The sequence below is a fragment of the Pseudoalteromonas sp. J2K-J979 genome (genome assembly GCF_058169715.2).
Genome location: NZ_CM200282.1, coordinates 17,924 through 42,678, shown reverse-complemented (window position 1 = coordinate 42,678; position 24,755 = coordinate 17,924). Strand labels below are relative to the sequence as shown.

The window sequence follows — 24,755 nt, the reverse complement described above, 5'->3', positions numbered from 1 at the left end:
ATAGAGATTGGAGGATCCGATGCGTTATTTACTTGCGTTAGTTATAGCCGCTGCAATTACTTTTGCCCTGTTTTTTGGGATGCAAGCGTTGATCCAAACTGGCGAAGGGGCCATGACTGAGCCCGCCAAAGGCAATGTACTGGATTTTGTTCGGCTGAAAAAAGAAGAAACCGTACAGAAGAAAGAACGTAAACCACAAAAGCCACCGGCACCTAAAGAGCCACCGCCACCGATGGAGTCACCACAAATGGATAATAGCCAAACGGCAAGTGATTCAGCTGGGGTCGACTTTTCTGCAAACGTCGATGCGGATGTGAACTTAGGCAGTGGTTTGGCCCTGGATTCCGGTGACGGTGAATATTTACCCATTGTAAAAGTACAACCTGTTTACCCGCGACGTGCCTTGTCTCGTGGCATCGAAGGCTATGTAATCGTTGAGTTTGTGGTAACGAAAAGTGGCACCGTCCGTGAGCCGCAAGTAGTGAAAGCTGAGCCAGAAAGTATTTTTAACCAAGCTGCAAAAGATGCAGTGATGAAATTTAAGTACAAACCACGGGTCGTCAATGGAGAGGCAGTCGAAGTGGCTGGTGTTCAAAATCGAATTACGTTTGAAATCAGTGGTTAATCTTAACCACTGATTATTTTTACACAATATCATTTATAAATACGATTGTTAGAGGAAAAATGATGAAAACATTCAAATTAAGTGCACTGTATTGTTCAGTCATGCTTACTAGTGTGGTGTTGCCGAGCCTGACTTCTGTCTTACCTGGTATTACTTTGGGTAGTGTACACGCTGCAGAGCAACAAAAAACAGTACGTGTCCCTGCACTACGAGAGAAAGTTTATAGTCAATTAGCCCGCGCGCAAAAATTAGCGGATGATGGCGACGTGCCAGCTGGCTTAGCCGCCTTAGATTCAATTAAAGAACGTGCTAGCAGCATGAATGAGTATGAAGTGGCAATGATGCACAACTTTTATGGGTTTATTTATTACAACCAAAATGATTTAGATAAAGCAATAGCTTCATTTGAAGCTGTGGTTAATCAAAATGCCATTCCCGAGTCATTAAAGTTAAACACTTTGTTCAGCTTGGCGCAACTTGCATTAGCAAACGGTCAATATACTAAAGTTGTTGATTATTTGAATCGGTGGGATGGTGTGAATACTCAACCCAAAAAAGATAGTTACTATGTTTTAAAATCGCAGGCGTTATATCAATCTAAAGAGTATAAACAAGCTTTAGAAAATATAAACTTGGCCATAAACCTAGCTGAAAATGATGGTTTAGTTCCAAAAGAAAATTGGCTCGTTTTACAACGTGCATTATATTACTCGATGAATCAACCTAAGCAAGTAGTTACTGTGCTTGAAAAGATGATTGCCTTATATGATAAACCTGCTTACTGGGTACAGCTAGGCGGTATGTACGGTGAAGTTGGAGAAGATAAAAAGCAATTATCGACACTTGAAACGGCGTACCAACGTGGTTTTATCACTTCAAAAAGTGATATTCGTAGCTTATCTCAGGTGTACCTGTTAAATGGATTGGCCTTTAAAGCTGCGAGTCTAATGAAGCAAGGTATCTCAGAAGGTAAAATTGAAAACGATAGTAAAAACAATGCATTTATTGCAGAGGCGTTAGTGCAAGCAAAAGAAGAACGCCAAGCTATCCCCCATTTTATAGCGGCCGCTGAAACAGAGCGTCATGGTAAATTTGAACAACGCTTAGCTGAAGTTTACCTTAACCTTGAGTTATTTGATGAAGCAGCCGATGCGGCGCGTGCTGCATTAGAAAAAGGCGGCTTGGATCTTGAGTCGAACGCCTATATTGCCCTAGGCATGGCGCAATATAATCTGACAAACTTTGATGCCTCGATTTTAGCGTTTGAGCGGGCAGAAAAATATAAAAAGGCAGAAAATTTAGCCAAGCAATGGATTAAGTACGTTAAGCGTGAAAAAACCAATGCTGAACTACTTAAGACTGCTTATTTATAGTCTTGTATTAAATCTGTCATTTAGTCGTTATATAATTAAATTAACAGCATTATAAAAGTTCTAACAACAATCGTAACCAAAAACCACCTTCGGGTGGTTTTTTATTGTTTTCCCGTCACAGTTTAGCCTTGAAATTGTCATCTTAGTTTTAATTAAATGTAACCCAAACGTCACATTAAACCCTTACCTTGTATCCCAGTTAAATTGCGCTACAAATTAAAATTATATTATGGAGTTAAAAATGAGATTATCTGACTTATTCAGAGTAAGCCTTGTTGCTACAGCCGTTTCTTTAGCAGGTTGTGGTGGTGATTTAGTCGTTAAAGAAGGTGAAACAACCATTAACGAAGGCGATAACATCACCAATATCATTACCAACCCTGGTACAGGCACAGGTGAAACTTCAAATCGTGATGATTCTCAAAATTCAACGACAGGCTTTCCTGTAAATGTTGATAACGCATTGGTTCAAGAGTTAGCAGATGATGTATCGAGCGAATTTCCTTCAATTACAGATAAACCTGTTTATCGCTTAAAAGAAAATACAACGTTTACTGCTAATGCATCGTTAACCAATGATGCACACTGGATTTTAAATGGCCGCACTGCGGTAGGTAACGACCGTGCAGACAACGCTGTGCTTTATATCCAACAAGGTACAACAATCATCGGCGAAACGGGTGATGACTTCTTAGTTGTGCGCCGTGGTTCACGTGTTGAGTCAGTCGGTACTGTTTCTCAACCAATTACAATGACTTCTATTCAAGATGTTACTGCTCAAGAAACTAGTGTCGGTCAATGGGGCGGTGTAGTGCTGCTTGGTAATGCACCAGCTAACTCTTGTGGCGACCAAACAGGTGAAGCAACAGCTGATGAACTTGCTAATTGTGGTGTGGCTGCTGAAGGTGATGCAGGCCAGTTTGGTGGCGATCAACCAGAAGATAACTCAGGTACGTTGAAGTACTTAGTAGTAAAACATGCAGGAAAAGCACTCGGAAATGGCGATGAGCTAAATGGTATTTCGTTTGCAGGTGTTGGTTCTAACACGACTTTAGATTACATTCAAATCCATGAAAACCTTGATGATGGTGTCGAGTTTTTTGGCGGCACTGCAAGCATCTCAAACTTAGTGTTAACTAGCATTGGTGATGACTCTCTAGACTGGTCTTTCGGTTGGACAGGAACTGCAAAAAACGTTTATATCCAACAAGCTGAAGGTGAAGGCGATAACGCAATTGAAGCAGACAATTCTGAATTTGATTCAAATGCTACACCACTGACTAACCCAACGATTGAAAATGTCACCATTGTGGGCGCAAATGGCACCAATGGTATCCGTCTTCGTGCGGGCACGGCTGGCATGCTTAAAAACGTACTTGTAACTGGCCCTGCTACTTACAAAAATTGTTTACGTGTTGGTTCTGATTCTGTTGCAAACGCTGAATCTGGCTTGTTAAGCATTACTAATTCAGTTGTTGCTTGTGAAACACCGAGTAATAACTTTGGTTCAGAAGCGATTAATGGTGGCAACGTTCAAACTTGGTTTGAAGGCCAAGCAGGTAACCAAACATTACTTCCAGGCGATTTAATGCTTGATGATAACGGTTATTTACCACTTTCAGGCTCGCCGCTTGTGGCTGATGGCAAACAAATTGGTGCATTCAGTGCAACGAATAACTGGATGGAAGGTTGGACAGTGGCCATCAATGGTGGTTTCCCAACTGATATTGATAACGCGGCAGCGCAAGGGTTTGCAGTTGATGTTTCAAATGAATTTCCAACCATTACAGATAAACCAGTTTATCGCTTAACTGAAAATACGACATTCATTACTGATGTGACATTAACAAACGATGCACACTGGATTTTAAATGGCCGTACTGCTGTTGGTGGTGACCGTCAAAACAATACCAAGCTATATGTACAAGCTGGCACAACTCTGATTGGTGAAACTGGCGATGACTTCTTAGTCGTACGTCGCGGTTCGCAAATTATTGCCAATGGTAATGCGAATGCGCCAATTACAATGACATCGATTCAAGATGTGTTAGGTTCTGAAACAACAATCGGCCAATGGGGTGGTGTGGTCTTACTGGGTAATGCTCCGGCTAACTCATGTGGTGACCAAACTGGTGAAGCAACAGGCGAAGAATTAGCAAATTGTGGTGTCGCTGCAGAAGGGGATGCGGGTCAATTTGGTGGTGATCAGCCAGAAGATAACTCAGGCGTACTTCGTTATGTGCTTGTTAAACATGCGGGTAAAGCACTCGGTAATGGCGATGAGTTGAACGGTATTTCATTTGCAGGTGTTGGTTCGAAAACGAAAGTTGAATACATTCAAGTTCACCAAAATTTAGACGACGGTGTTGAGTTTTTCGGTGGTACAGTCAATATCCGTAATATCGTCTTAACAGACATTGGTGATGATTCGCTTGATTGGTCATTTGGTTGGACTGGCCGTGCACAAAATGTCTATATCCAACAAAGCTCAGTAGAAGGCGATAACGGTATTGAAGCAGATAACTCTGAATTTGACTCAAATGCTACGCCACTTACCAAGCCGCTTATCTCAAACGTTACGATTGTTGGCGCTGATGGTGCTAACGGGATTCGTTTACGTGCAGGCACTGCAGGCGTGCTTCGTAATGTTGTTGTAACAGGTCCTGATAGTTACAAAAACTGTTTACGCGTAGGCTCTGATTCAGTTGCTAATGCAGAGTCGGGTGAATTATCTATCGAACACTCAGTGGTTGCCTGTAACGCAGATAATAACTTTGGTTCAGAAGCCATTGCTGGCGGTGATGTTCAATCTTGGTTTGAAGGCCAAGCGGGTAACCATACACTTACGGCATCAGCACTTAACTTAGCAACAGATGGTTATACACCAAAATCAAGCTCTCCATTACTCGGTAACGGTATGGATGCATCAGCTCTAGACCCGTTCTTTGCTAAAACTAACTATGTAGGTGCATTTGACGGTGATAATAACTGGATGCAAGGTTGGACGGTCGCGATTAAACCGAGTTTCCCAACAGACATCACTAATGCAAAAGAGCAAGGTTTAGCATCTGATGTGTCCGCAAGTTTCCCAATGATTACTGATAAGCCTGTGTACCAGTTAGCAGCAGATACGGTATTTAAACAAGATGTGACTCTGACAAATGATGCACATTGGATTTTAAAAGGCCGCACTGCAGTGGGTGGTGACCGTACAGATAGTGCAACATTACATGTCCAATTTGGTACGACGTTAATTGGTGAAAACGGTGATGACTTCTTAGTGGTTCGTCGCGGTTCAAAAATCGAAGCCGTGGGTACTGCAACGCAACCTATCGTGATGACCTCTATTCAAGATGTGATGGGTGGCGAAACAACAATTGGTCAATGGGGTGGTGTGGTTATTCTAGGCAATGCACCAGCAAACTCATGTGGTGACCAAACAGGCGAAGCAACTGCAGATGAACTTGCAAACTGTGGTGTGTCTGCAGAAGGTGACGCCGGTCAATTTGGTGGCAATCAACCAGATGATAACTCAGGTACGCTTAAATATGTTGTGGTTAAACAAGCGGGTAAAGCACTGGGTAATGGTGATGAGCTAAATGGTATTTCACTCGCGGGTGTTGGTAGTCAAACAGAGCTTGATTACATTCATGTTCACGAAAACCTAGATGACGGTGTGGAGTTCTTTGGTGGTACAGCAAGCATCAGCCACTTAGTGCTAACCAGCATAGGCGATGATTCTCTTGATTGGTCATTTGGCTGGACGGGTAATGCACAGTACGTTTTGATTAAACAAGATTCATCGGAGGGTGATAATGGTATCGAAGCGGATAATTCTGAGTTTGATTCAAATGCATCGCCACTTACAACGCCAACGATTGCCAATGTCACTATCTTAGGCGCAGCCGGTACTAACGGGATCCGTTTACGTGCAGGTACAGCCGGTATGCTTAAGAATGTACTGGTTACAGGTGGTGAGGGTTATAAAAACTGTTTACGAGTTGGTTCTGACTCTGCACCTCGCGCAGAAGATGGCAGCTTAACAATCAGTCACTCAGTGGTTGCCTGTGAAACAGCAAACAACTTCGGTAGCCAAGCAATTGGTGCGGGTAATGTACAGTCTTGGTTCGAAGGTCAGCAAGGTAACAGTGTGAAAATGGCATCTGAACTTGGCTTATCATCAAATGGGTATATGCCAAGCTCTGATTCAGTGCTATTAGGCGCAGGTTATGATGCGTCTACATTGGGTAGCTTCTTTGATAAAGTCGATTACATCGGTGCGATGGACTCACGCACAGATTGGACTGCAGGTTGGGTGAAAGTAGGTCTTAAGTAACCCCGCTTTAGATGAGGCCAAGGTCAAACCTTGGCTTTTATTCTCAGTTCATGTTTCGGAGTAAATTAATGAATTCTTATAAAACCCCTCGCCTAGCACGCACAAAATTAAACCATGCTATCGCTTATGCTTTGCTGGGTTTGTCAACAAGTGCTGTTATTGCTGAGGAAGCAACAGAACAAGAAATTGAAGAAGTTGTTGCAGTCGGTCAACGTTTAAAAGGCAGTGCTGGGGCGGTTCTTCAAGAGCGTCAAAACCAAGCCTTTGTTGCCGATATTATGGGTGCAGACCAAATCTCCCGAACGGGTGATGGTGATGCGGCCTCCGCGCTTCGTCGTATCACTGGCTTAACGTTGGTCGACGGTAAGTTTATTTATGTGCGTGGTTTAGGTGAGCGGTATTCAAGTACCCAGCTAAATGGTATGTATGTACCCAGTCCGGATCCTACTCGCTCAGTGGTGCCTTTGGATTTATTTCCATCAGATATTATCGAAAGTTTAAGTGTACAAAAGTCGTTTTCGCCAGACATGCCTGCTCATTTTGGTGGCGGTAATGTTAATATTCGCACTAAATCAATCCCGAGTGATTCATTGTTTAAAGTATCGGTTGGCGCGAAATACAACACCAATAACTCAACGACCGGGTATTTTTACCAAGGTGGTGATGATGATTGGATGGGTCGTGATGATGGCACCCGCGCATTGCCGCAAGCATTTGTCACAGCTTTTGCAAACGGCGGTATTGAAGGTGATAGCACTACGACACTTTTAGAGCGTCAAACGTTAATGAACGCATTAGATTGGCAAGTTGGCCCAGATGAAAAAGAGGTCGATCCAGGCTTTGATTTTGCAGTGTCATTAGGTGATCGATTCGACAGCGAGATTGGTACATTTGGTGTCTTAGCTGCCGTATCTTATGAAAACGAATGGGAAGTGAACAAAGAAAAAAGCGGCACTAACCTCGGTAGTTTAGGGTGCGAAGAGAAATGCTTTGCTCAATACTACGACGGTGTATCAACGGAACAAAATGTTCGTTGGAGTGGGTCACTCAATTTAGGTTATGAATTTAATTCAAACCATAAAATTGAATTAAAAAACATTGCCTTGCATGATATGCGCGACCGCGTTCGTAACCGTGACTTTTATGATGCCAATGAAACAGAAGAAGGTGTACGTGATTTACGCCGTGTTGATGTGTCATATGAAGAACGTGAAATGTTCTCTAGCCAAATTAAAGGCACACATAACTTTGTTGACATCAACAGTTTGTTTGTTGATTGGTATGCAGGTACGAGCCGTGCAAACCGTAATGCACCTGGCGCTTTAGATGTGATCTTCCAGCGTAACTATGAAGACGGTGTATTTGTCTCAGAACAGTTACAAGATGTCTCAGCAACCAATGTCACCCGTGAATATCAAGAACTTCATGATGATGTAGATACCTGGGGCTGGAATGCCGGCCTACCGATTTACGGCGAAGGTTATGAACTTGAACTAAAAGTCGGCGGTGACTTTTCTGAGAAAACACGGGATGCAAGTAACACTAAGTTTGGTATTGCGCATCGTGCGATCAGTGATGAGTTTAGCTATGGTTCACGTATAGATAGCATCTTTGCCAATGAAAACCTCAGTAATGCTGCTTTTTATACGAGTGCCACAGGTGCTGGCATCTTTGATGACCGTACAACTGATGGTGATAAGTACTCAGCAGCTCATAAGCTTAATGCTTATTACCTGATGGCTGACTACTTCTTAGATAATACATGGCGCTTGACCGGTGGTGTGCGCTATGAAGACTTTGCTCAAGTGTCAGTGCCTTTCAAAGCACACAGTAACCTGTTTGATGCTACAAGCGAAGAAATCCAAGAAGTCGCGATTAAAGAAGATGACTTTTATCCGTCTTTAGCGGTTACCTACATCATGGATGAAGAAATGCAGTTTCGTTTAAATCTCAGCGAAACGACGATACGTCCAGATATGCGTGATGTCAGCTCAACCTTTTTTATCGATCCATTAACAGAGTTTTTAGTGCGTGGTTCGCCGACGCTTGAAAGCTCGAAACTAAAGAATGTCGATTTTAGGTTTGAATGGTATATGCCAACCGGAAATAACGTGTCTGTTGCGTTATTTTATAAAGACATCACGAACCCAATTGAAATGGTCGAACTGGCGGGTGTCGGTGGAGCAGCGCCGCAGTTATTAACTGCTAATGCAGAATCTGGTGAACTCGCAGGGATTGAGTTTGATTTCCTAACCGATTTTAGTTTTATCAATGATGAACTCGCCGCGGTCTTTTTATCGGGTAACTTAACCTTGTCTGATTCGTCAGTAAATTTAGGAATTGATGATACTGATGGCCAAGATTCACTTTTCGAGCAGCAATTAAAAGCCGCCCTTGAAGCGGATACAGTGTCAAATATTGTTACCAACAACGAGCGCCGTTTAGTCGGTCACTCAGAATGGGTAGCAAACTTACAAATGGGTTATGACTCGGCGAATGGTTTACACTCAACTTCGCTCGTGTACAACGTCTCTGGACCGCGAATTATCGTGCCTGGTACACGTGGGAATGAAGATGCTGAAGAAAAACCATTTCATTCTCTTGATTTAGTCTATTCGTATTTTCCTGACTTTAACTCCGCCGTTAAATTCAAGATTAAAAATATCTTAGGTCAAGATAAAGAGATCGAACAAGAAGGCTTAGTGCTTTGGCAACAAGAAGAAGGGACAGAGTTCAGTTTAAGTTATAGCTATGAATTCTAACGAGTCCTGACAAAGAAGTGATAAAAACATCAGGAACAATATAGCCCTGCCAATCGGTAGGGCTTTTTTATGCGGCTATTTGGCTGATAACGGCCAGTTATACATAAAACCTCTATGAAATAATTTAAAGTTAACTTAAAAGCCCTAGTTTTATGGTGTTTGCAATGCTAGATTCTTAAGCTTGGTTTTACCAATTTACCTAAAAACTCACGCAATTCGGGAATTGGTTTTATTATTTTGTTTTTAGGGTATGACATATTATGAAAAAATTAGGATTAGTCGGTTGGCGCGGCATGGTCGGTTCGGTATTAATGGAGCGCATGCAACAAGAAAATGATTTTGCACAATTCGACGTGACATTTTTTACCACATCACAAGCAGGCCAACTTGGCCCAGACATAGCGGGTGATGCTAAACCTTTACTCAGTGCTACTGACCTTGCGTCTTTGGCTCAGATGGATATTATTATCACCTGCCAAGGTGGTGATTACACCAAAAGTGTGTATCCAGACTTACGCGGCAGCGGTTGGAATGGTTACTGGATTGACGCGGCATCAGCGCTACGAATGAACGATGACAGCATCATTGTATTAGATCCTGTTAATCAAGATGTGATCACGCAAGGGCTAGCGCAAGGGGTGAAAACCTTTGTAGGTGGCAACTGCACAGTATCGTTGATGTTATTAGCGCTAGGTGGTTTGTTCGAGCAAGATTTGATTGAGTGGGTCAGCCCGATGACCTATCAAGCAGCCTCTGGTGCGGGTGCTCGAAACATGAAAGAGTTAATTGCTCAAATGGGCGCGATTCATCAATCCGTTGCTGAGCTGGTGGACGATCCGAATTCAGCAATTTTAGAAATTGATAAAATTGTCAGTGAAACCATCGCCGGTGATGAGTTACCGACATCTCAATTCGGAGCGCCATTAGCTGGCAGTCTGATCCCTTGGATTGATGTGCCGATGCCGTCGGGTCAATCAAAAGAAGAATGGAAAGCGCAAGTTGAAGCGAACAAGATTTTAGGAACTTCAAAACAGCCAATTCCTGTCGATGGCTTATGTGTGCGCATTGGTGCGATGCGTTGTCACTCTCAAGCAATGACCATCAAGTTACGTAAAGATATCTCAGTTGAGAAAATCGAACAAATTCTTGCCGAGCATAATGACTGGGTCAAAGTGATCCCTAATGATCGTGAGCTAAGCGCACAAGAGTTATCACCGGTCAAAGTAACGGGCACGTTATCAATTCCGGTAGGAAGGATCCGAAAACTCGCCATGGGGCCAGAATACATCAGTGCCTTTACGGTAGGCGACCAACTTTTATGGGGCGCTGCAGAGCCGCTTCGTCGGATGCTGCGAATTATAGAAAGTCATTAATCGACTTTGTGTTTTGAATAAGCCCAGTTTAGCTGGGTTTTTTATTGTCATTTTAGTTCGAAACAGACAGTAAGCTGCATTCGGACTGGTTTAATCGCACTGATTAATGGCTTTTTTAGGATGATTATGTATCGGATTCTGTCTGTATTTTATTTAATGTGTGTTTCTTCGCCTGTTACGGCTCAAGAGTTGAATGACAACCTAAAACGTTATGTTGAAACGTGGCAAATGATCGATAGTGCGCAGCGCTTAACTATACTTGAATCACTTGTCGCTGAACCGTTTTACTACGATGATCCCACCACTCAACAAGTGACAATTAATTCTGCCAAGCGGCTCAATAAATGGATTGACGATTTTCATGCACAGATGAAATCTGAAAATATCTGGCCTATTTCAGCTCAGTTAATCAGTGAGATTGATAGTCGCACATCTGAATGGGGCTCTGTTTTTCGCTTTAATTGGCGCATTAGCAGCAATGGTACAACTTTAATAGCGGGCACTGATTTTGGTAAAGCAGATAAAGAAGCAAAGTTAACCGAAGTGAACGGTTTCTTTGGTTTAGCAAAACCAATTAAAGAGTCGAACGATAATTAACAACGAGTTAATTTACAGAGTTACTGTATGTGCAGGCCTTCGTTTTTCCGTCGCCCATTTTAGAGTGGTCTTTTACGCCGATTAATTAAGTGTTTCCTGCTTTACCGGAAGAGGCATCATAAACACTGCGCCAACGAAATGGGTTCATTGGCGCAGTTAGCTATGTGCTAAGGTAAGCAGCTTGCGTTAGTAAAGAAGTATCTTACTTCGTAATCTTTACAAGTTGTATTACTACTGCTGCCACCGTTGCTTGAATTCCAACAGGCAAAACCTGTTTGGTTGTTGACTAGGTTTTGTTTGGTTAACAACGAATCGAGTTTGGTGTCTGCTACCCTCGCGACGATGCCTGCAATGTCAGCAGCGTCACAACTAGATGAAATGTTTCCCGCATTCTTATGGGCATTAAATAGTTCGTTATCACCGTTATTGGGTCCATCTATATTAAGCCAATCGGTTGCATATACACCTTGATCAATTAAGGTATTAGCAATTTTATAGACGCCTAATGAATTGATTTCTTTTCCTTCTTGACCATGAAAAGCAAATATTTGCTGCTCTGACGTTGAAGAATAGGTGGTACAACTACCGCTATTTGAACCACCGGAAATTTTCTTACCTGTATTGGATGTTAGCTCTAGGTAATAAACCGTATCATAACCATATTTATGATCATCTTTACAAATTTTAATGTCATCCAAGTACTCGCCTTGACTGGCATCGAATGTCAAGGCATTGCCCCAATTGCCACTGCTACCACCATAACTGACACACAGCTCTTTCGTGCCAACACTCGCATGACTGATAGATTGTTTTGTTTCATAACACGCCTTGATGGCATTGATACGGTTACCAGAGCGGATCTTCACGTAGCTAAGATTGAACCCACCACCAAGGAGGGCTTTACGTTTTAACAATGCAATATCGTTAAATGCATTGCCTTTATTGGTTGAACCAATTTGTTGCTTTTCTACAAATTTCCAATCTTTATATTCGCTTGTATTAGCAAGCCAGAAATCATCGAATGCTTTGTAATAGTTGACCCAGACATCCTCGTTTCTCATATTAATAGCCGCGATAAGTTGGGTATGTTCGTAAGCATTATAAGGCATGCCGAATGTGTATGAACCGCTCAAGCTTGTACAAGCTTCAAAGCCTGATTGCCAATCTCCTTTTGTGGCAGATAATACCCAACTTCTATTGGCATCAACACACGCATGGTATTGGTAGGTTGAGCAGGCTTCATCGATGATACTTTGATCTGAACTTAAGCTTGCACATTCGCCAGATCCATTAGGACGATTGGATTTCCATGACCAAATAAAATCTTCTATCTGTACTTCATTGGCACCATAACCACTGGCGGCACTGGTATTATTGGTTTCAACTAAGGCTAGCTCTAAAATTTGTGCCCCTTTGTTAGCCCACTTTTTAATTACATTTTCGCCGGTTTTTTTTGAATTAGGACCATCAGTATTGAGCTGGGTCGCATCGTCAATGACGACCGTCATATTCCCTGCAAGATAATGGTCCGTTTGGTCTTTATTGACACATTTATCGTTACCGTTTTGGCAAAATGGTTGATTACTATTCAAATTGCCTGATTTATCGAAAGAATCAACGCCAATAAACACTGTGTTCCAAAACTTAGAGTAATTACCTGCATCGTGATGATTGCATAAATCGCTGCTGTCTCGCGGAGTTTGGACCACTGCGACTAGCTGTTTTCCAGCTGCTAAAATATCTTGTTTGGATAGATGAGATACAGGCAAAGAAGCACAGCTTTTATCTTTGTAACCCCAATCAGAAGGCAATAGCAAATAATCACTGATGTCTTTTTGTAACCGTTCACCTATTTTGTTATGCCAATTATTGTGATCATTATGTTTGTAAGCTTCGATTTTGAGCAAAATAACTTCGTCGGGGTTATCTCTTAAAAAATCTTTAATGTCATCTAAACCTTCAGAAAGTTTTGCATGAAAACTTGAGCAAAGGGCTTTTTTGTCAAGTGAATTATGGCAAAGCATAGGGGTCGAGTCGAACGTCCCTTCGGGGTAAATATCAAATTCCATTACGCGGATCCCGCGTTGTAATAAGCCTTTTGGTGAATAATACTGATTGACGTCAGTATAGGTGCCTTTGTTCCAAGAATGGGAAGCATAAGCGTTATGCGCACCAGCCCAGAGCGTTTTAGAAAAAGGTGCAAAGTTATCTATTTGCCCTTGTAAGTCTAATCGTTTTACTTTTTCATCATTGGTATCAATTGCAGCATTAATAGAGCAAGACACACTGAGCGCTAATATTCCAGAAACGACTAGATGAGATATTTTAGCGATTCTATGAAGTGTATTCATTTGAATATTCCTTTGCTTGTAAGTTAAGTTATTCGGTAATTAACGGGCAATTGTTCGCCTGTTTTTAGTTACCACAAAAAACTCTACGTCCCAAAAGTGCAAACAATGTGAATTATCTTGAAAAAGGAACAAATTAAAACAGGTAAACTTCTAAGTTGGTTATGTTACTGATTTAATTTACACTTTAAGCTACGGCCATCTTTTGTATGAGGTAGGTGGAAATGTTGAACAACGAAAACATAGTTTCTTTCTTAAAAATGGATCCCTGGTTTGCTTGTTTGTCTGATGAATTCTCACTTTTTTTAGTGAATTCAGCCAAAGTGCTAAATTATCGTGCAGATCATTATATTTTTCGTAAAAATGAGCAAGACAATGGCTTATTTGTCGTTGTTGATGGCTTAATCAGTATATCTAACATCAATGATCAGGGTGATGAGGCCATTTTAGCTGTACTAAATGCCGGAATTTGGTTTGGGGAGATTTCATTAATTGATGGTTCACCGCGCACCCATGATGCTCGTTGTATGATTGACAGTCAATTATTGCATGTTCCCGCTGAGCTAATATTGACACACTTAGTCTCTTGTCCCTCAGATTGGCAATATCTCGCGCAATTGGTTAGCAATAAACTTAGACGGGTTTTTTCGGCCTACGAGGTGTTGCAAACTTTGCCGGCCCATGAACGAGTACTTCGCCAATTAGTACTATTAGCGCAAAATTACTCTGATCAAAAAGTCACGAGTATTCGCTTACCCATCAATCAGCAAGTATTATCTCAATTGGCTGCAACATCACGACAAACCTGTAATCAAAGCCTGAATAAGTTAGCCAGTTTAAATTTGATTAGTCTCCATTATCAGCATATTGAGGTTCATGATTGTGCTGCGCTATTGCGCCTCATCGATGAGTTGTAATTAAAAAAGGTGACCAACACGATTGTCAGATAAGTGACAGAGTCTTGATCTTGAGCATGCTAAAGTAAACTTATTGTTTATTTAGGGCTTCGCAGATGAAACCACTACAACAACACTTGATTAATTATGCACGTTATCACCGTGATCCACGCAATATTATCACTCATTTTATCGGGATCCCGCTTATTGTTTTGAGTCTGATACTGTTATTGAGCATACTCACGATTAACTTACCTTCTTTTAGTGTCAATTTAGGCTCGCTGGTCGCGTTAGTTTTGTGCGTGTATTACTTAAAACTCGATATTAAGCTGGGTATGGTTATGTCGTTTTTTATGGCGGTATTGTGTTTTGTGGCCAATTGGGTGCAACTGAGTGATCAACCATTTGCTGTTGGAGTAATAATGTTTGTAATTGGCTGGTTGTTCCAGTTTGTAGGACATTACTTTGAAGGCAAAAAGCCCGCTTTTGTCGATGACTTAATGGGGCTTGTGATCGGACCATTATTTGTCGTCGTCGAAATGTTGTTTCTTTTAGGTTGCTTTAAAAATTTGCAATATACAATTGAGCAGCACGCAGGCATTGTTATAAAACAAACTTAATTTTAGTGATATTTACCCCGCAACATATCAAAAAACAGCCTGAAATCGGCTAATAAACTTTTGACCGGCTCGTTGAATGTCGCCGGTTTATTTTTCTCGAACACGAAATGTCCAACCCAAGCAAAGCCATATCCTATCATTGGCAAAAGCCATAAAAGCGAGTAGGTGTGACTGACTAGGCTAACTATCGTTACTAATATGAGGGTCAGCGTCCCAACAAAGTGTAACCAACGGCAGGTTCGATTTTGGTGTTGAGATAAATAAAACTGATAAAACGACGCAAAATTTTTCTCTGATGGAGTCATGTCTAGCATCCTGAAAGTGTCAAGATCCCACCATGCCTTTTGTGAGTGTTTTTGTCTATAAAGATGATCATAACAATATTTATTCGAGTATCTATTGCTGATTTTATTATTTAAAATTGGATTTAGTTGCGTTTGAGTACCAAACTTTGCTTGCGTATATTTTCATTTATCACTGCAAAACGGATTCATAATGTCATTTGATGCATTTTTACAAGATTGGTTTGGTTACACTATCTATTTTGTTGCTTACATTTCAGCGTTAGGTGCATTTGGCTGTAGTTCAATTTTTTGGTTACGGGTTTTAACTATTTTTTCTTCGGCCTGTTTTGTTGTTTATTACTATATTATTCCGGCTGATCCGCTCTGGCTTGATATTTTTTCTGAAGGGGCATTAGTCATTATCAATGCAGCGATGATTGCATTGCTTTGGTATCGAGAAAAGTCGATTCGGTTTACAGAAGAAGAAAAAGAGCTGTATGCATCAATTTTTTCTCGGTTTAGCCCATTTGAATTTTACAAGCTAATTACTGCCGGGAAGTGGCAAACGTTTGAACCGAACGATGTTTTGACCAAACAAGGTAAAAAGGTTCCTGCTTTATACTTTATTTATAATGGTGAAGTAAATGTGGTCGTTGATGGTAAAACTATTGTGCAATTGAGAGATGGTTATTTTGTTGGTGAAATGAGCTTCACGCTCGATCAAGCCGCTAATGCCGATGTTGTGGTAGCGGTGCCCACACGGATTTTGTATTGGCCACAAGATGTGTTACAAGATCTTTTAAAGCGTAATCCTGCAATGAAAAATGCGGTAGAGGCCATGATCACACAGGATTTAGCTAAAAAATTACGCAAAACTTAAGTTATTCAGCTGGTTTCTCTTCTGCTTTTTTTACCCTTATTGTCGCGCCTGATAAATTAATACCATTGAGTGATTTTATGGCAACTTTCGCATCACCCACTTTCGGTAAGGTAACAAATCCAAAACCTTTTGACTGACCAGTTTGTGCATCCAGTACGATTGAACATGACTGAACAGCCCCATACTGGCTAAAAAGTGCGGTTAACTCGGCTTCGGTGACTGTTTTTGCAAGGTTTCGAACTAAAATTTTCATGTCATTAACTTTATAAAGTAAAAAGGGGCGCTTTCGCACAGCTGGCTAGAATAACAGCTCTGCGACGTAGCCCCTAATTGTTTTCATGTTTTAGTAAGCAATATCAACTCTAACGTGTCCAGTTGCCAAATAAACTAATCGAACGGTATCACCGGCTTTAAAGATCATCTGTTTATCATAATCTTGAATTACCATAAATTGACCTTCTTGCTCTGTGGTGATCAGCAATTCGACCAATTGCTCATAAACAATTTTTTGCGCGCGTGATTGTGGTCGTGTGACGTTGCTACCAATCATGGCACCCAGTATTGTTGCCGCGACCTGTCCACTGCCATCCCCAAATTGGTTACCAATGGCCCCGCCTATTAATGCGCCGCCAAAGCGATGCCAGCCGTTAGCATGATCGTACCGAATGTCTTTTTCTGTAATATTTCTGACACTATTAATAGACCCAAATAGAACTTTATCAACGGGGACTGCTTTATTACGCTCATAAGGGTGTGCAATAACCAGAGTTGACAATAATAGTAAGAGTAAACAGGCTAGTTTGTTCATTGAGTGGGACATACGCACCTCTTTTTACCAGCCAATTTTCGCTTTTTGACGTGTTTTTCTGATTTCTGTTTCATCAGCCCATTCTATCAGTCCGCTTTCTAAATCGAGTAAGCGCAAGGTGAACTTGTAGTACACATCAGCCACATCTTTGTTGGTTTTCACTATGCTCGAAAGGTTGCCATAAAGCATATATTGCGCGCCGGTTTGTTTACCAAATGAAGCCGCTTTACTTGGATCAACCATTCCAGAGTCATTTTGAAAATCGAGTTGTTTTCGCACAGCCTCAACTCGTGTCATATCGACAAAACGAAACTTTCCTGAACGGAGTAATTTTGTGGAGATAGAATCGGTCACGGATTCGGTATCAATGTGTTCGCTAGTTTTATTTTTGATGCGCTCTACAAAGACGACGGGGCGATTATTTTGCGTTAAGGTGCCGACAACCGGTGAGAGTAGCATTGAATCAGTCATTTCATTGGCCATTTTTTGCAGATCCGTTGACCCAAAGCTGATGTCTGTAGTTTCAACCGCATTAGCATCGCCATAACTCACGACTGCGCGGTTTGCACAACCTGAGAGTGTCAGTAAGCTCAGTGCAATAGTACTGATTAGGTATGTTTTTTTCATTGAATTTTCCTTTCTAAAAACGTTGAAGTTGCGTCGCCACTTCACGGATGTAAAGTTTATAATGTGACGCTTGCGAATTCTTAGCGAGTCCGGTTAATTGGCTCTGCTGACCACCGTGGAGGTCAAGGGCTTGCCAGTTTTGTTCGCCTGCATCGAGTTCAAAGCCTTGTTTATCAAACCATGTAAATTGATATTGCAGCTTTTGAGATTTATGGTAATCGCTTTTTATAGAGACACTGACTTGCAGATAGTCGCGGTTATAGCGTGCCAAGGCCTGAGTAAGATGTAACCGTTTGGCTAATGACGCATTATCGATTGATAGATATTTCTCAAGTTGTGTCTGATCTAATGATTGTTGAGATGCAGGTATGATCGTAGTGCTAATTCCTGTGGTGATTGGGTTATGGATGCAGCCTAAACTTAACGAACAAAAAGAAGCGATAAACAAGTATTGGTAAATTTTCATTTTAAATCCTTATAAATAATTAGTTTCAATATTAAATAATTGCTCAGCAGTGGAAATCGTCACTAAGGTAATCCCTGAATGATTTGGGTTTAACACAACTGGATGGCTGTTACCTCGATAATGAACCATAAATTGAGTGGTCGTTTCATCGAGTGGGCTAGTTATCAATTGTGCATTAGCGGGCAAAGTTAACCAGCTGCGTGTATCGGCCCGCTCTGATGCGATGTTATAGAGAGTTGCGAGTACATTGCCAACATCACCGCCTTCTTTTGCTAGTTTTTTCCTGACTTGCTCTTTTGCTATTAATCGCGCTGTTTGCCTGACAATTAACGTTGGCATTGTTTCTTTTAAATTGGCCGCAGCCAAGGCTTGGAAATCCAACAAAGGTTGACTACTTAATTGTTGGCCGTTAATTGAAATACTTAATGGAATACTGGCGTTAGAGTTTGAATATGTTGGAATTGCAACACTGTAAAAGCGCAAATCACCCTGACTTGTATAAACGGGTAAATTGATTATTTGTTCTGTCTTTTTTTCAATTAATGATTGTTCAATCAGCACAATTAACTGCTTGTTGGATTGTTTATTGACTGTTTTATCGCGAAAATCGTGCATGCCTAACTCAACCCCTAACCGAGTCACTTGTTGTTGGAGGTAGCTATTAGCAGGGTTAAGAGCGAGTGCTGATTTATAAGAAATAAACGCATTATTCACTTCATCACTGCTTTCGAGTAATACGGCAGACAGTACTGCCGTATAAGGGTTCTCGATTCCTTTGAGCTTATCACCAATTACATGCTCTAATTGTGAGTAGGTACTTGAAAGCGCATCCCAGGCAATGTGTTGCGCCATTTGTTGGTCAACTAAATCAAGATTGTGTTGTTTTAGTGCCCGTTGCTGAACTTGGTAGGCTTTTCTAATTTCAATAACGGCAGACTCTATTTTTTTCAGGTAAAGGTAATTTAGAGCCTGATAATGATGCACCATGACTTGCTCATAAAACGGAATTGAATAAGCGAGTGCAGTATCGTTACTCACTAACGCCCCTAAATGCTGTGATGTGTTGCTTATTTGAATTGAAGCTTTTAAATCTTCTTCTTTAAGCGCTTCAATAACCTTAGAAAAAAGCATCGAACTGGTTAAGTAATCACGTGAAAAATGGGCTGTTTTAGCTTGCTCGAGCAACGAGACCAAATAATTATTTGCACCTTTATTGTGAACCTTTAATGAAGCCAATGCTTGTTGAGGCTGATTGGCATTGATAAGCTGCCGAGGCGTGGTTAATTGTTGGCTATAAGTTGTGAAAAAGTCACCAAACTGCATCGATGTGCAACCACTTAGGGCTAAACAAAGTGTCAGGCATCCAATGTGAAGTAGTTTTAAAACAGGCATACAACTCAAGTGCTATTAGTGATTGATTAATTCTAACTGATAAACCTGAATAGTAGGTTTATAAATGTAGGTAATTTGTAAAAAAGAGTAGTCAATTTAGAGCTTTCTCGGTTCAGATATAAATTATGATAGATCGGTTTAGTGTTAAGTAATATTGATTATTTTATGCTAAAGTTAGCGCCCTTAAATCTGGAGCTTTATATGATCAATAATTTAGTACTGCGTCGTTTACGTTACGCTTTAAACCTTCGTGAAGACAGCATGCAAGCCTTATTTTTACTTGCTGGCCATAAAATTAAGCCATTTTCTATTAGCTGCTTACTGAAAAAAGAAGATGAGGAAGGTTATATTGAATGTACTGATGTTGTATTAGAAAAGTTTTTAGATGGTTTGATTATCGACAAACGCGGTGTGAGAGAAGATCAACCAGAGACTACAAGCGTACCTAGCACTGAACGTGTACGCCTTAATAACAATATCATTCTGAAGAAAATTCGTGTAGCCCTTGAGTTACGTGAAGAAGACATGCTTGAAGTGATGGAATTAGCAGACTTTAGAGTTACTAAAGCTGAGTTAGGTGGGTTATTTCGCAAGCGCGGCAGCCGCAACTTTAAACCGTGTGGAGACCAATTTATGCGTAACTTTTTAACCGGCTTATGCTTAAAATACCGTCCTAAACAGTAATAGCCTGGCTAAGGAAAGCTAATAGCTTTCCTTAGCAACTTGGTATAATTGTATTTTTCTCAATTAATTGGCCACATTCTCAAAATTGCTTAAAGTGAACTATATTCAATACTCTTATACGGAATTGAATCAAATAGGCGGCACTTTATGGCAACGAATAAACCGATTAATCCTCTGTTAAACAAATCCTCACGTACAGCAAAGCCTATCAGTTCTCCATCTCAATCTACCGCGAGTGATGATTTTGATATTATTGTCAAAGAGCCAGCAAAAACAGGCAATTCGGAAGATGAGGTCCAACGGTATTTTACTGAAAAAGACATTAATAAAATCCTGCGAAATCTTGATCAACTTCGTAATGCTATCTACCCAGATCATCAGGTATCAGAAGACAGCACACAGCTCCCGCCTAATTTTCCGTCTGTTTGTTTGATTGGCCTTGGTCGTTGTGGCTCAAATATCGCATTAGATGTTGCCTCTTTGGTTCACGATGCACGAGATTATTATTTAGATCAATATCATGATGACCTATCCAAACTTAAAGAAGCCGAAAATAAACCACTTAAATGGATTCAACGCAGTATCCGATTACAAGCTGCAAAAGTTTTCAGACCGGTTTTTTTAATTGAGCCATTAGTAATGCTTGGTGACTTAGATAAAGATATAGAAGGGCGGATCAGGTTTTCTTCTAAAGGAAGTCAAAATGGCTTTTTGAATAGCTATAACAAGCTACGGATTATGGACTTGTCTGAAGTGCATGCTGGTGGAGCGGGTAATGCGCCGATCCTTGGTCAGTACTTAGCGAAAATAATTCTTAACAAACAAACTGAAGATTTCAATAATGCAGAGTGGAAATCAATTCATTCTTATTTAATTGATTCATGTGGGATCAAAGCAAATCAATCTCGACTTTATTTTTATATCTTTAGCGCGGGTGGGGGAACAGGCTCGGGTATGGCGTCTGAATTTGGTTTGGCGCAGCAGTACTCTTATATCAATAAAACCTTTGATACTAAAATATATAAAGAAACGATCTCTCAAAGTCAGGCTTTTGTATTTGAACCTATTTTTACAAGTGGAATTTGTATTTTACCGAATATTTCTGATCATAAAGAAATGTCAGAAGCACTTCATATAAATGCTGGACGTTTATTGTGTAAATATTTAGCAGAAGAGTGGTGTTTTTCATACGATATGAATGCAGATGATAGCCAAGCGGCAGTAAAGAATCGTTTGCGCCCTTGGAATGCGATGATGTTAATTTCAAACGATATCATGCGCTATGCAGAACAAAGTGATGCAACAAGTGAAATGCAATACATTGATGTAAACTCGATGGAAAAACATGCCAATCAATATATAAGTCAGCAGATATTTAATATTTTAACCGCGCAATCTGTCACAACTGATTATGATCAAGATTATTTCAGACGTGCGGGGATTGATATTGGTGAGACCATTCGTCTTGATGCCAATGATTTATTTATGAGCTTAGCTGGGCCTGTTGCTATTGCTTACGGTGAATCGGTCGTCGAAGATAATGTTCATGATGAAAGTAAAAATAAAGCTGAAGGTGGCAAAGGTACTTTAGATATTGATGATTTGTTTTTCCGTTCGATAGATTTGCCTCATTTTAATAAGCAAACTCAGGCCATTGAAGGTATTAGTTTACTTCCTGTCGAAGCAGAAAATTATAAAGAGGAGTTAAAGCAGTATCTAGAATCTGGATACAAGGCTGAAAACCTTAAAGAGCTCCATTTTTTCAAAAATTGCTCTTCAGTAGTCTCAATCGTTTCGTTACCTAAAGACTATAAGTTGTCTTACCTTGATCTAAATAAACTCAAAATGCATTTAAATAATTTATTTCCTAATACAACACTTAAGCGCTATGCATTAGTCATTGGTGCTTCAGCTAATTTATCGATGACCACATTAATCGCAAAAAGTCCCTGTTTAAGTGATGATTTTTTAACGTTAATTGTTTCTTATATTAAGCGGTGTTTTGCAAAAAATGATTACCGTTTTGACGATACCCTCGATAATGCGATTATTGATTTTATACAAGATCCTGAATTTGATGTGTCAAAGCTCGAAGCTATGTTAGAAGACTTCGAAAACCCAGCTAAAATCCTTGATACGAACTGGTTTGCAATAAAACCTATGTATGAGAAAAAATACAGAGAATTAATCAATCAACCTAATCAGTTTACATCAATTAATGATATTCGTTTATCTGTGGATTGTGTTAAAAATGCGATTCATTATTTAAGAGAAATCTATCGTCATCGAATTAGTAAAACCCAAATTATCTCACTTAATCCGAATAAAATTTCGTTGTCAAATAAGAAAAAATTAAAGCAGAGCGAGTAATGTATTGTTTTAAGGATATTAAAAAAGCAGCCTAAGGCTGCTTTTTTGTTTTTAAATTAAGATTCGAAGCTTGGGCGGCTTCTGTTTTCGCCACCTGCTTTGAAGCTGCGAACTGGTTTTTTATCACCGCGGTCATTTCTACGACGAGGTTGAAATTCGCGACGAGGACGGTCTGACCGGTCTTGGCGTGGAGCGCGTTGACGAAATTCTGCGTCAGCTGCTGCAGCTTGTTCGGCCGTTACTAAGCTCGGTGATATTTTACGCTTGCGTATCAACACTTGTTGTAATTTATCAAAGGCTGGTTTTGGCATATTCTTTGGTAAATCAACGTGTGTATGACCATCGAATAAACGGATTTGACCAATATCGTTGGAATCAATTTTTATCTCGTTTGCAACAGCGCCTACGATATCACCTGGACGCACACCATGTGTACGACCAACGTCAAAACGGTAAGTGTCAAAATCTGCGTTATCACGACGTGGACGTGGTGCACGCTCACGACGATCTCCGCGCTCATTACGGTCACGCGAACGGTCATTGCGGTTAAATTCACGCTCAACTGGGTCAGCTTTAGGGTGGAACGGTAACGCAATTTGGCTTTCGAACAATAAAGCGCTGGCTAATTCAAGTGGTGTAAGACTTGTTTCTTCAGCCATTTTGCTCACGATAGCTTGGAAGTTTTCCAAATCGTTTTCAGCAACAGATTTTGTCAATGCTACTTGTGTGCGTTCAATACGTGATTGACCTAATTCTTCTGCTGTTGGCATGTTGAATGTTTCAATCTTACCATCAGTGATGCGCTCTAGGCGGTGTAAACTACGTACTTCGCGATGTGAGGCAAATAAAATAGCTTCACCTTCACGACCTGCACGGCCGGTACGGCCAATTCGGTGTACATAAGACTCTGAGTCATGCGGTAAATCGTAATTGATTACATGTGTGATACGCGGAACATCAAGACCACGGGCAACAACATCAGTCGCAATTAGGATGTTGATCCGTCCAGTTTTTAATTGGTCAACAATGCGCTCACGATCTTGTTGCTGCATATCGCCATTAAGAGCTGATGCTTTAAAACCTTTGCTAACTAAGTGCTCGGCTAAAACCAATGTATCATTACGTGTACGAACAAAGACAATCATCGCGTCATAATCAACAACTTCAGCAATTCGCTCTAAACCAGCAGTTTTACCAATGCGGCTAACTAACCAAGATTTTTGAGTAATCTTAGGTTTATCTGATTTTACAACTTCAATTTTAACGTGCACAGGATCCGTTAAAAATTGGTTTGTGATTTTTTTAATTGGCGCAGGCATAGTTGCAGAGAAAAATGCCATTTGAGTTTGCTCTGGGATTTGCTTTAGGATCCACTCGATATCTTCAAGGAAGCCCATGTTTAGCATTTCATCAGCTTCATCAAGAACACATGCTTTAAGGTTATCTAATTTTAAACGCCCTTTTTTAATGTGATCCATCATACGCCCTGGTGTACCAACAACAATTTGTGGGCCACGCGCTAAATCACGAAGTTGAGGGGTATACGATTGACCACCATAAACAGTCGCTACAAATAAGCCACGAATATGCTTTGAAAAATCAGTTAATGCTTCAGCTACTTGGATTGCAAGTTCACGTGTAGGGCAAACTACCAACATTTGTGGTTGTTTTAAATCAGCATCTAAACGTGATAATAAAGGCAGACCAAAAGCCGCTGTTTTACCAGTACCTGTCTGTGCTTCACCCAATACGTCTTTTCCAGCTAATAAAGATGGAATTGCTTTTGCTTGAATTGGCGTTGGACTTGTGTAGCCCATGTCTGTAATAGCTTGTAAAACTGGAGAAAGAAGGTTTAGTTGGTCGAAGCGAACTTGTGTCGTATCTGTCATGTATGTCTCTTATAGTATTGAGAACAATGCGTTCTCATTATTGAACGAGGCAAAAGCCCTTAAAAGACATCCCCTTGACCTATCAACAGTCGCACTTCTCACCATGAATAAAGCGAATCGCTCATTCTATAAATGCGTAATCTCAGTCTTGATATGGCAACACATTAAAAATTAATGTGTGCATCAGGCTCTTTAAACCTCGGCTATTTTATCATTTATCTAAATGATACCGACCTTGGCTTAAATAACTGCTTAAAAAATAAACAAGCACCTGTCGGAGTAGGTGCGCACTATACAGGGTTAATTTATAAAAGCAAGCTTGTTTCGTTTACGTTGTGTGTTTTCTTTGCGGAAAAGAATAATATCTGAATTTAGTAAATCACACTCATTAATGCTGAGTAAAATTGAGGTTATAAAATCGGGAA

Annotated in this window: 19 protein-coding genes; 11 read left to right on the top strand and 8 right to left on the bottom strand. The window is 40.6% G+C overall.

The genetic code is table 11. The features are described from left to right. Positions 1-19: 19 nt before the first annotated feature. The 6 genes from AC3KVK_RS16680 to AC3KVK_RS16655 all read left to right on the top strand — a co-directional run bounded on the left by AC3KVK_RS16680 (position 20) and on the right by AC3KVK_RS16655 (position 11,066). Positions 20-625, top strand: coding sequence for an energy transducer TonB (locus tag AC3KVK_RS16680; RefSeq protein WP_490310538.1), 606 nt, complete (start codon positions 20-22; stop codon positions 623-625). A gap of 62 nt (positions 626-687) precedes the next feature. Next, positions 688-1,998 carry a tetratricopeptide repeat protein gene (locus tag AC3KVK_RS16675; RefSeq protein ID WP_490310676.1) on the top strand — a complete coding sequence of 437 codons (1,311 nt, stop codon included), beginning with the start codon at positions 688-690 and terminating at the stop codon, positions 1,996-1,998. Between the two features lie 241 nt (positions 1,999-2,239). Continuing rightward, on the top strand, positions 2,240-6,334 hold the full coding sequence (locus tag AC3KVK_RS16670) for a beta-helix domain-containing protein (protein WP_490310539.1): 4,095 nt from the start codon (positions 2,240-2,242) through the stop codon (positions 6,332-6,334). 68 nt (positions 6,335-6,402) lie between these two features. Next, positions 6,403-9,096 carry a TonB-dependent receptor domain-containing protein gene (locus AC3KVK_RS16665; protein ID WP_490310540.1) on the top strand — a complete coding sequence of 898 codons (2,694 nt, stop codon included), beginning with the start codon at positions 6,403-6,405 and terminating at the stop codon, positions 9,094-9,096. A gap of 260 nt (positions 9,097-9,356) precedes the next feature. Then, positions 9,357-10,469 carry an aspartate-semialdehyde dehydrogenase gene (gene asd / locus AC3KVK_RS16660; RefSeq protein WP_490310541.1) on the top strand — a complete coding sequence of 371 codons (1,113 nt, stop codon included), beginning with the start codon at positions 9,357-9,359 and terminating at the stop codon, positions 10,467-10,469. 126 nt (positions 10,470-10,595) lie between these two features. Next, the gene (locus AC3KVK_RS16655; protein WP_490310542.1) at positions 10,596-11,066 is read left to right on the top strand and encodes a hypothetical protein; all 471 of its coding nucleotides are present in this window, start codon (positions 10,596-10,598) and stop codon (positions 11,064-11,066) included. A gap of 167 nt (positions 11,067-11,233) precedes the next feature. Here the strand turns inward: AC3KVK_RS16655 and AC3KVK_RS16650 are convergent, their stop codons facing one another. After that, positions 11,234-13,417 carry a phosphatidylinositol-specific phospholipase C domain-containing protein gene (locus tag AC3KVK_RS16650; protein WP_490310543.1) on the bottom strand — a complete coding sequence of 728 codons (2,184 nt, stop codon included), beginning with the start codon at positions 13,415-13,417 and terminating at the stop codon, positions 11,234-11,236. 221 nt (positions 13,418-13,638) lie between these two features. Between AC3KVK_RS16650 and AC3KVK_RS16645 the strand changes: the two genes are divergently transcribed. After that, complete coding sequence (locus AC3KVK_RS16645) at positions 13,639-14,331, top strand: Crp/Fnr family transcriptional regulator (protein ID WP_490310544.1); 693 nt, start codon at positions 13,639-13,641, stop codon at positions 14,329-14,331. Between the two features lie 95 nt (positions 14,332-14,426). Further along, a complete protein-coding gene (locus tag AC3KVK_RS16640; protein ID WP_490310545.1) occupies positions 14,427-14,930 on the top strand; it encodes an Mpo1 family 2-hydroxy fatty acid dioxygenase in 504 nt (167 codons plus the stop codon). A 2-nt stretch (positions 14,931-14,932) separates the two neighbouring features. Here the strand turns inward: AC3KVK_RS16640 and AC3KVK_RS16635 are convergent, their stop codons facing one another. Next, a complete protein-coding gene (locus AC3KVK_RS16635; protein WP_490310546.1) occupies positions 14,933-15,235 on the bottom strand; it encodes an Mpo1-like protein in 303 nt (100 codons plus the stop codon). Positions 15,236-15,425: 190 nt separating this feature from the next. Here AC3KVK_RS16635 and AC3KVK_RS16630 point away from each other — a divergent pair, with 190 nt between their 5' ends. After that, positions 15,426-16,094: a cyclic nucleotide-binding domain-containing protein gene (locus tag AC3KVK_RS16630; protein WP_490310547.1), complete on the top strand. Its 669-nt coding sequence runs from the start codon at positions 15,426-15,428 to the stop codon at positions 16,092-16,094. A gap of 1 nt (position 16,095) precedes the next feature. Here AC3KVK_RS16630 and AC3KVK_RS16625 read toward each other — a convergent pair whose 3' ends face one another. The 5 genes from AC3KVK_RS16625 to AC3KVK_RS16605 all read right to left on the bottom strand — a co-directional run bounded on the left by AC3KVK_RS16625 (position 16,096) and on the right by AC3KVK_RS16605 (position 19,387). After that, positions 16,096-16,347, bottom strand: a complete 252-nt coding sequence (locus AC3KVK_RS16625) for an RNA recognition motif domain-containing protein (protein WP_490310548.1) — start codon at positions 16,345-16,347, stop codon at positions 16,096-16,098. 90 nt (positions 16,348-16,437) lie between these two features. Beyond that, positions 16,438-16,914 carry a glycine zipper 2TM domain-containing protein gene (locus AC3KVK_RS16620; protein WP_490310549.1) on the bottom strand — a complete coding sequence of 159 codons (477 nt, stop codon included), beginning with the start codon at positions 16,912-16,914 and terminating at the stop codon, positions 16,438-16,440. Positions 16,915-16,926: 12 nt separating this feature from the next. Beyond that, a complete protein-coding gene (gene lpoB / locus AC3KVK_RS16615) occupies positions 16,927-17,529 on the bottom strand; it encodes a penicillin-binding protein activator LpoB (protein ID WP_490310550.1) in 603 nt (200 codons plus the stop codon). 13 nt (positions 17,530-17,542) lie between these two features. Further along, positions 17,543-17,995 (bottom strand): YcfL family putative periplasmic lipoprotein, encoded by a 453-nt coding sequence (locus tag AC3KVK_RS16610; RefSeq protein ID WP_490310551.1) that lies wholly within the window; start codon positions 17,993-17,995, stop codon positions 17,543-17,545. Positions 17,996-18,004: 9 nt separating this feature from the next. Next, entirely contained in the window at positions 18,005-19,387 is a 1,383-nt protein-coding gene (locus AC3KVK_RS16605; protein ID WP_490310552.1) for a COG3014 family protein, read from the bottom strand. Positions 19,388-19,588: 201 nt separating this feature from the next. Here AC3KVK_RS16605 and AC3KVK_RS16600 point away from each other — a divergent pair, with 201 nt between their 5' ends. Both AC3KVK_RS16600 and AC3KVK_RS16595 read left to right on the top strand, forming a co-directional pair. After that, positions 19,589-20,071: a YehS family protein gene (locus tag AC3KVK_RS16600; protein WP_490310553.1), complete on the top strand. Its 483-nt coding sequence runs from the start codon at positions 19,589-19,591 to the stop codon at positions 20,069-20,071. 147 nt (positions 20,072-20,218) lie between these two features. After that, on the top strand, positions 20,219-22,441 hold the full coding sequence (locus AC3KVK_RS16595; protein WP_490310554.1) for a hypothetical protein: 2,223 nt from the start codon (positions 20,219-20,221) through the stop codon (positions 22,439-22,441). 56 nt (positions 22,442-22,497) lie between these two features. Here AC3KVK_RS16595 and AC3KVK_RS16590 read toward each other — a convergent pair whose 3' ends face one another. Next, on the bottom strand, positions 22,498-24,330 hold the full coding sequence (locus tag AC3KVK_RS16590) for a DEAD/DEAH box helicase (RefSeq protein ID WP_490310555.1): 1,833 nt from the start codon (positions 24,328-24,330) through the stop codon (positions 22,498-22,500). Between the last annotated feature and the right edge of the window lie 425 nt (positions 24,331-24,755).

Excerpts from the sequence above, each read along its gene's own strand:
- AC3KVK_RS16680 (WP_490310538.1), top strand. The coding sequence starts at position 20 with ATGCGTTATTTACTTGCGTTAGTTATAGCCGCTGCAATTACTTTTGCC.
- asd (WP_490310541.1), top strand. The coding sequence starts at position 9,357 with ATGAAAAAATTAGGATTAGTCGGTTGGCGCGGCATGGTCGGTTCGGTA.
- AC3KVK_RS16675 (WP_490310676.1), top strand. The coding sequence starts at position 688 with ATGAAAACATTCAAATTAAGTGCACTGTATTGTTCAGTCATGCTTACT.
- AC3KVK_RS16655 (WP_490310542.1), top strand. The coding sequence starts at position 10,596 with ATGTATCGGATTCTGTCTGTATTTTATTTAATGTGTGTTTCTTCGCCT.
- AC3KVK_RS16625 (WP_490310548.1), bottom strand. The coding sequence starts at position 16,347 with ATGAAAATTTTAGTTCGAAACCTTGCAAAAACAGTCACCGAAGCCGAG.
- AC3KVK_RS16600 (WP_490310553.1), top strand. The coding sequence starts at position 19,589 with ATGATCAATAATTTAGTACTGCGTCGTTTACGTTACGCTTTAAACCTT.
- AC3KVK_RS16620 (WP_490310549.1), bottom strand. The coding sequence starts at position 16,914 with ATGTCCCACTCAATGAACAAACTAGCCTGTTTACTCTTACTATTATTG.
- AC3KVK_RS16645 (WP_490310544.1), top strand. The coding sequence starts at position 13,639 with ATGTTGAACAACGAAAACATAGTTTCTTTCTTAAAAATGGATCCCTGG.
- AC3KVK_RS16595 (WP_490310554.1), top strand. The coding sequence starts at position 20,219 with ATGGCAACGAATAAACCGATTAATCCTCTGTTAAACAAATCCTCACGT.
- AC3KVK_RS16605 (WP_490310552.1), bottom strand. The coding sequence starts at position 19,387 with ATGCCTGTTTTAAAACTACTTCACATTGGATGCCTGACACTTTGTTTA.
- AC3KVK_RS16590 (WP_490310555.1), bottom strand. The coding sequence starts at position 24,330 with ATGACAGATACGACACAAGTTCGCTTCGACCAACTAAACCTTCTTTCT.
- AC3KVK_RS16640 (WP_490310545.1), top strand. The coding sequence starts at position 14,427 with ATGAAACCACTACAACAACACTTGATTAATTATGCACGTTATCACCGT.
- AC3KVK_RS16665 (WP_490310540.1), top strand. The coding sequence starts at position 6,403 with ATGAATTCTTATAAAACCCCTCGCCTAGCACGCACAAAATTAAACCAT.
- AC3KVK_RS16610 (WP_490310551.1), bottom strand. The coding sequence starts at position 17,995 with ATGAAAATTTACCAATACTTGTTTATCGCTTCTTTTTGTTCGTTAAGT.
- AC3KVK_RS16650 (WP_490310543.1), bottom strand. The coding sequence starts at position 13,417 with ATGAATACACTTCATAGAATCGCTAAAATATCTCATCTAGTCGTTTCT.
- lpoB (WP_490310550.1), bottom strand. The coding sequence starts at position 17,529 with ATGAAAAAAACATACCTAATCAGTACTATTGCACTGAGCTTACTGACA.
- AC3KVK_RS16630 (WP_490310547.1), top strand. The coding sequence starts at position 15,426 with ATGTCATTTGATGCATTTTTACAAGATTGGTTTGGTTACACTATCTAT.
- AC3KVK_RS16635 (WP_490310546.1), bottom strand. The coding sequence starts at position 15,235 with ATGACTCCATCAGAGAAAAATTTTGCGTCGTTTTATCAGTTTTATTTA.
- AC3KVK_RS16670 (WP_490310539.1), top strand. The coding sequence starts at position 2,240 with ATGAGATTATCTGACTTATTCAGAGTAAGCCTTGTTGCTACAGCCGTT.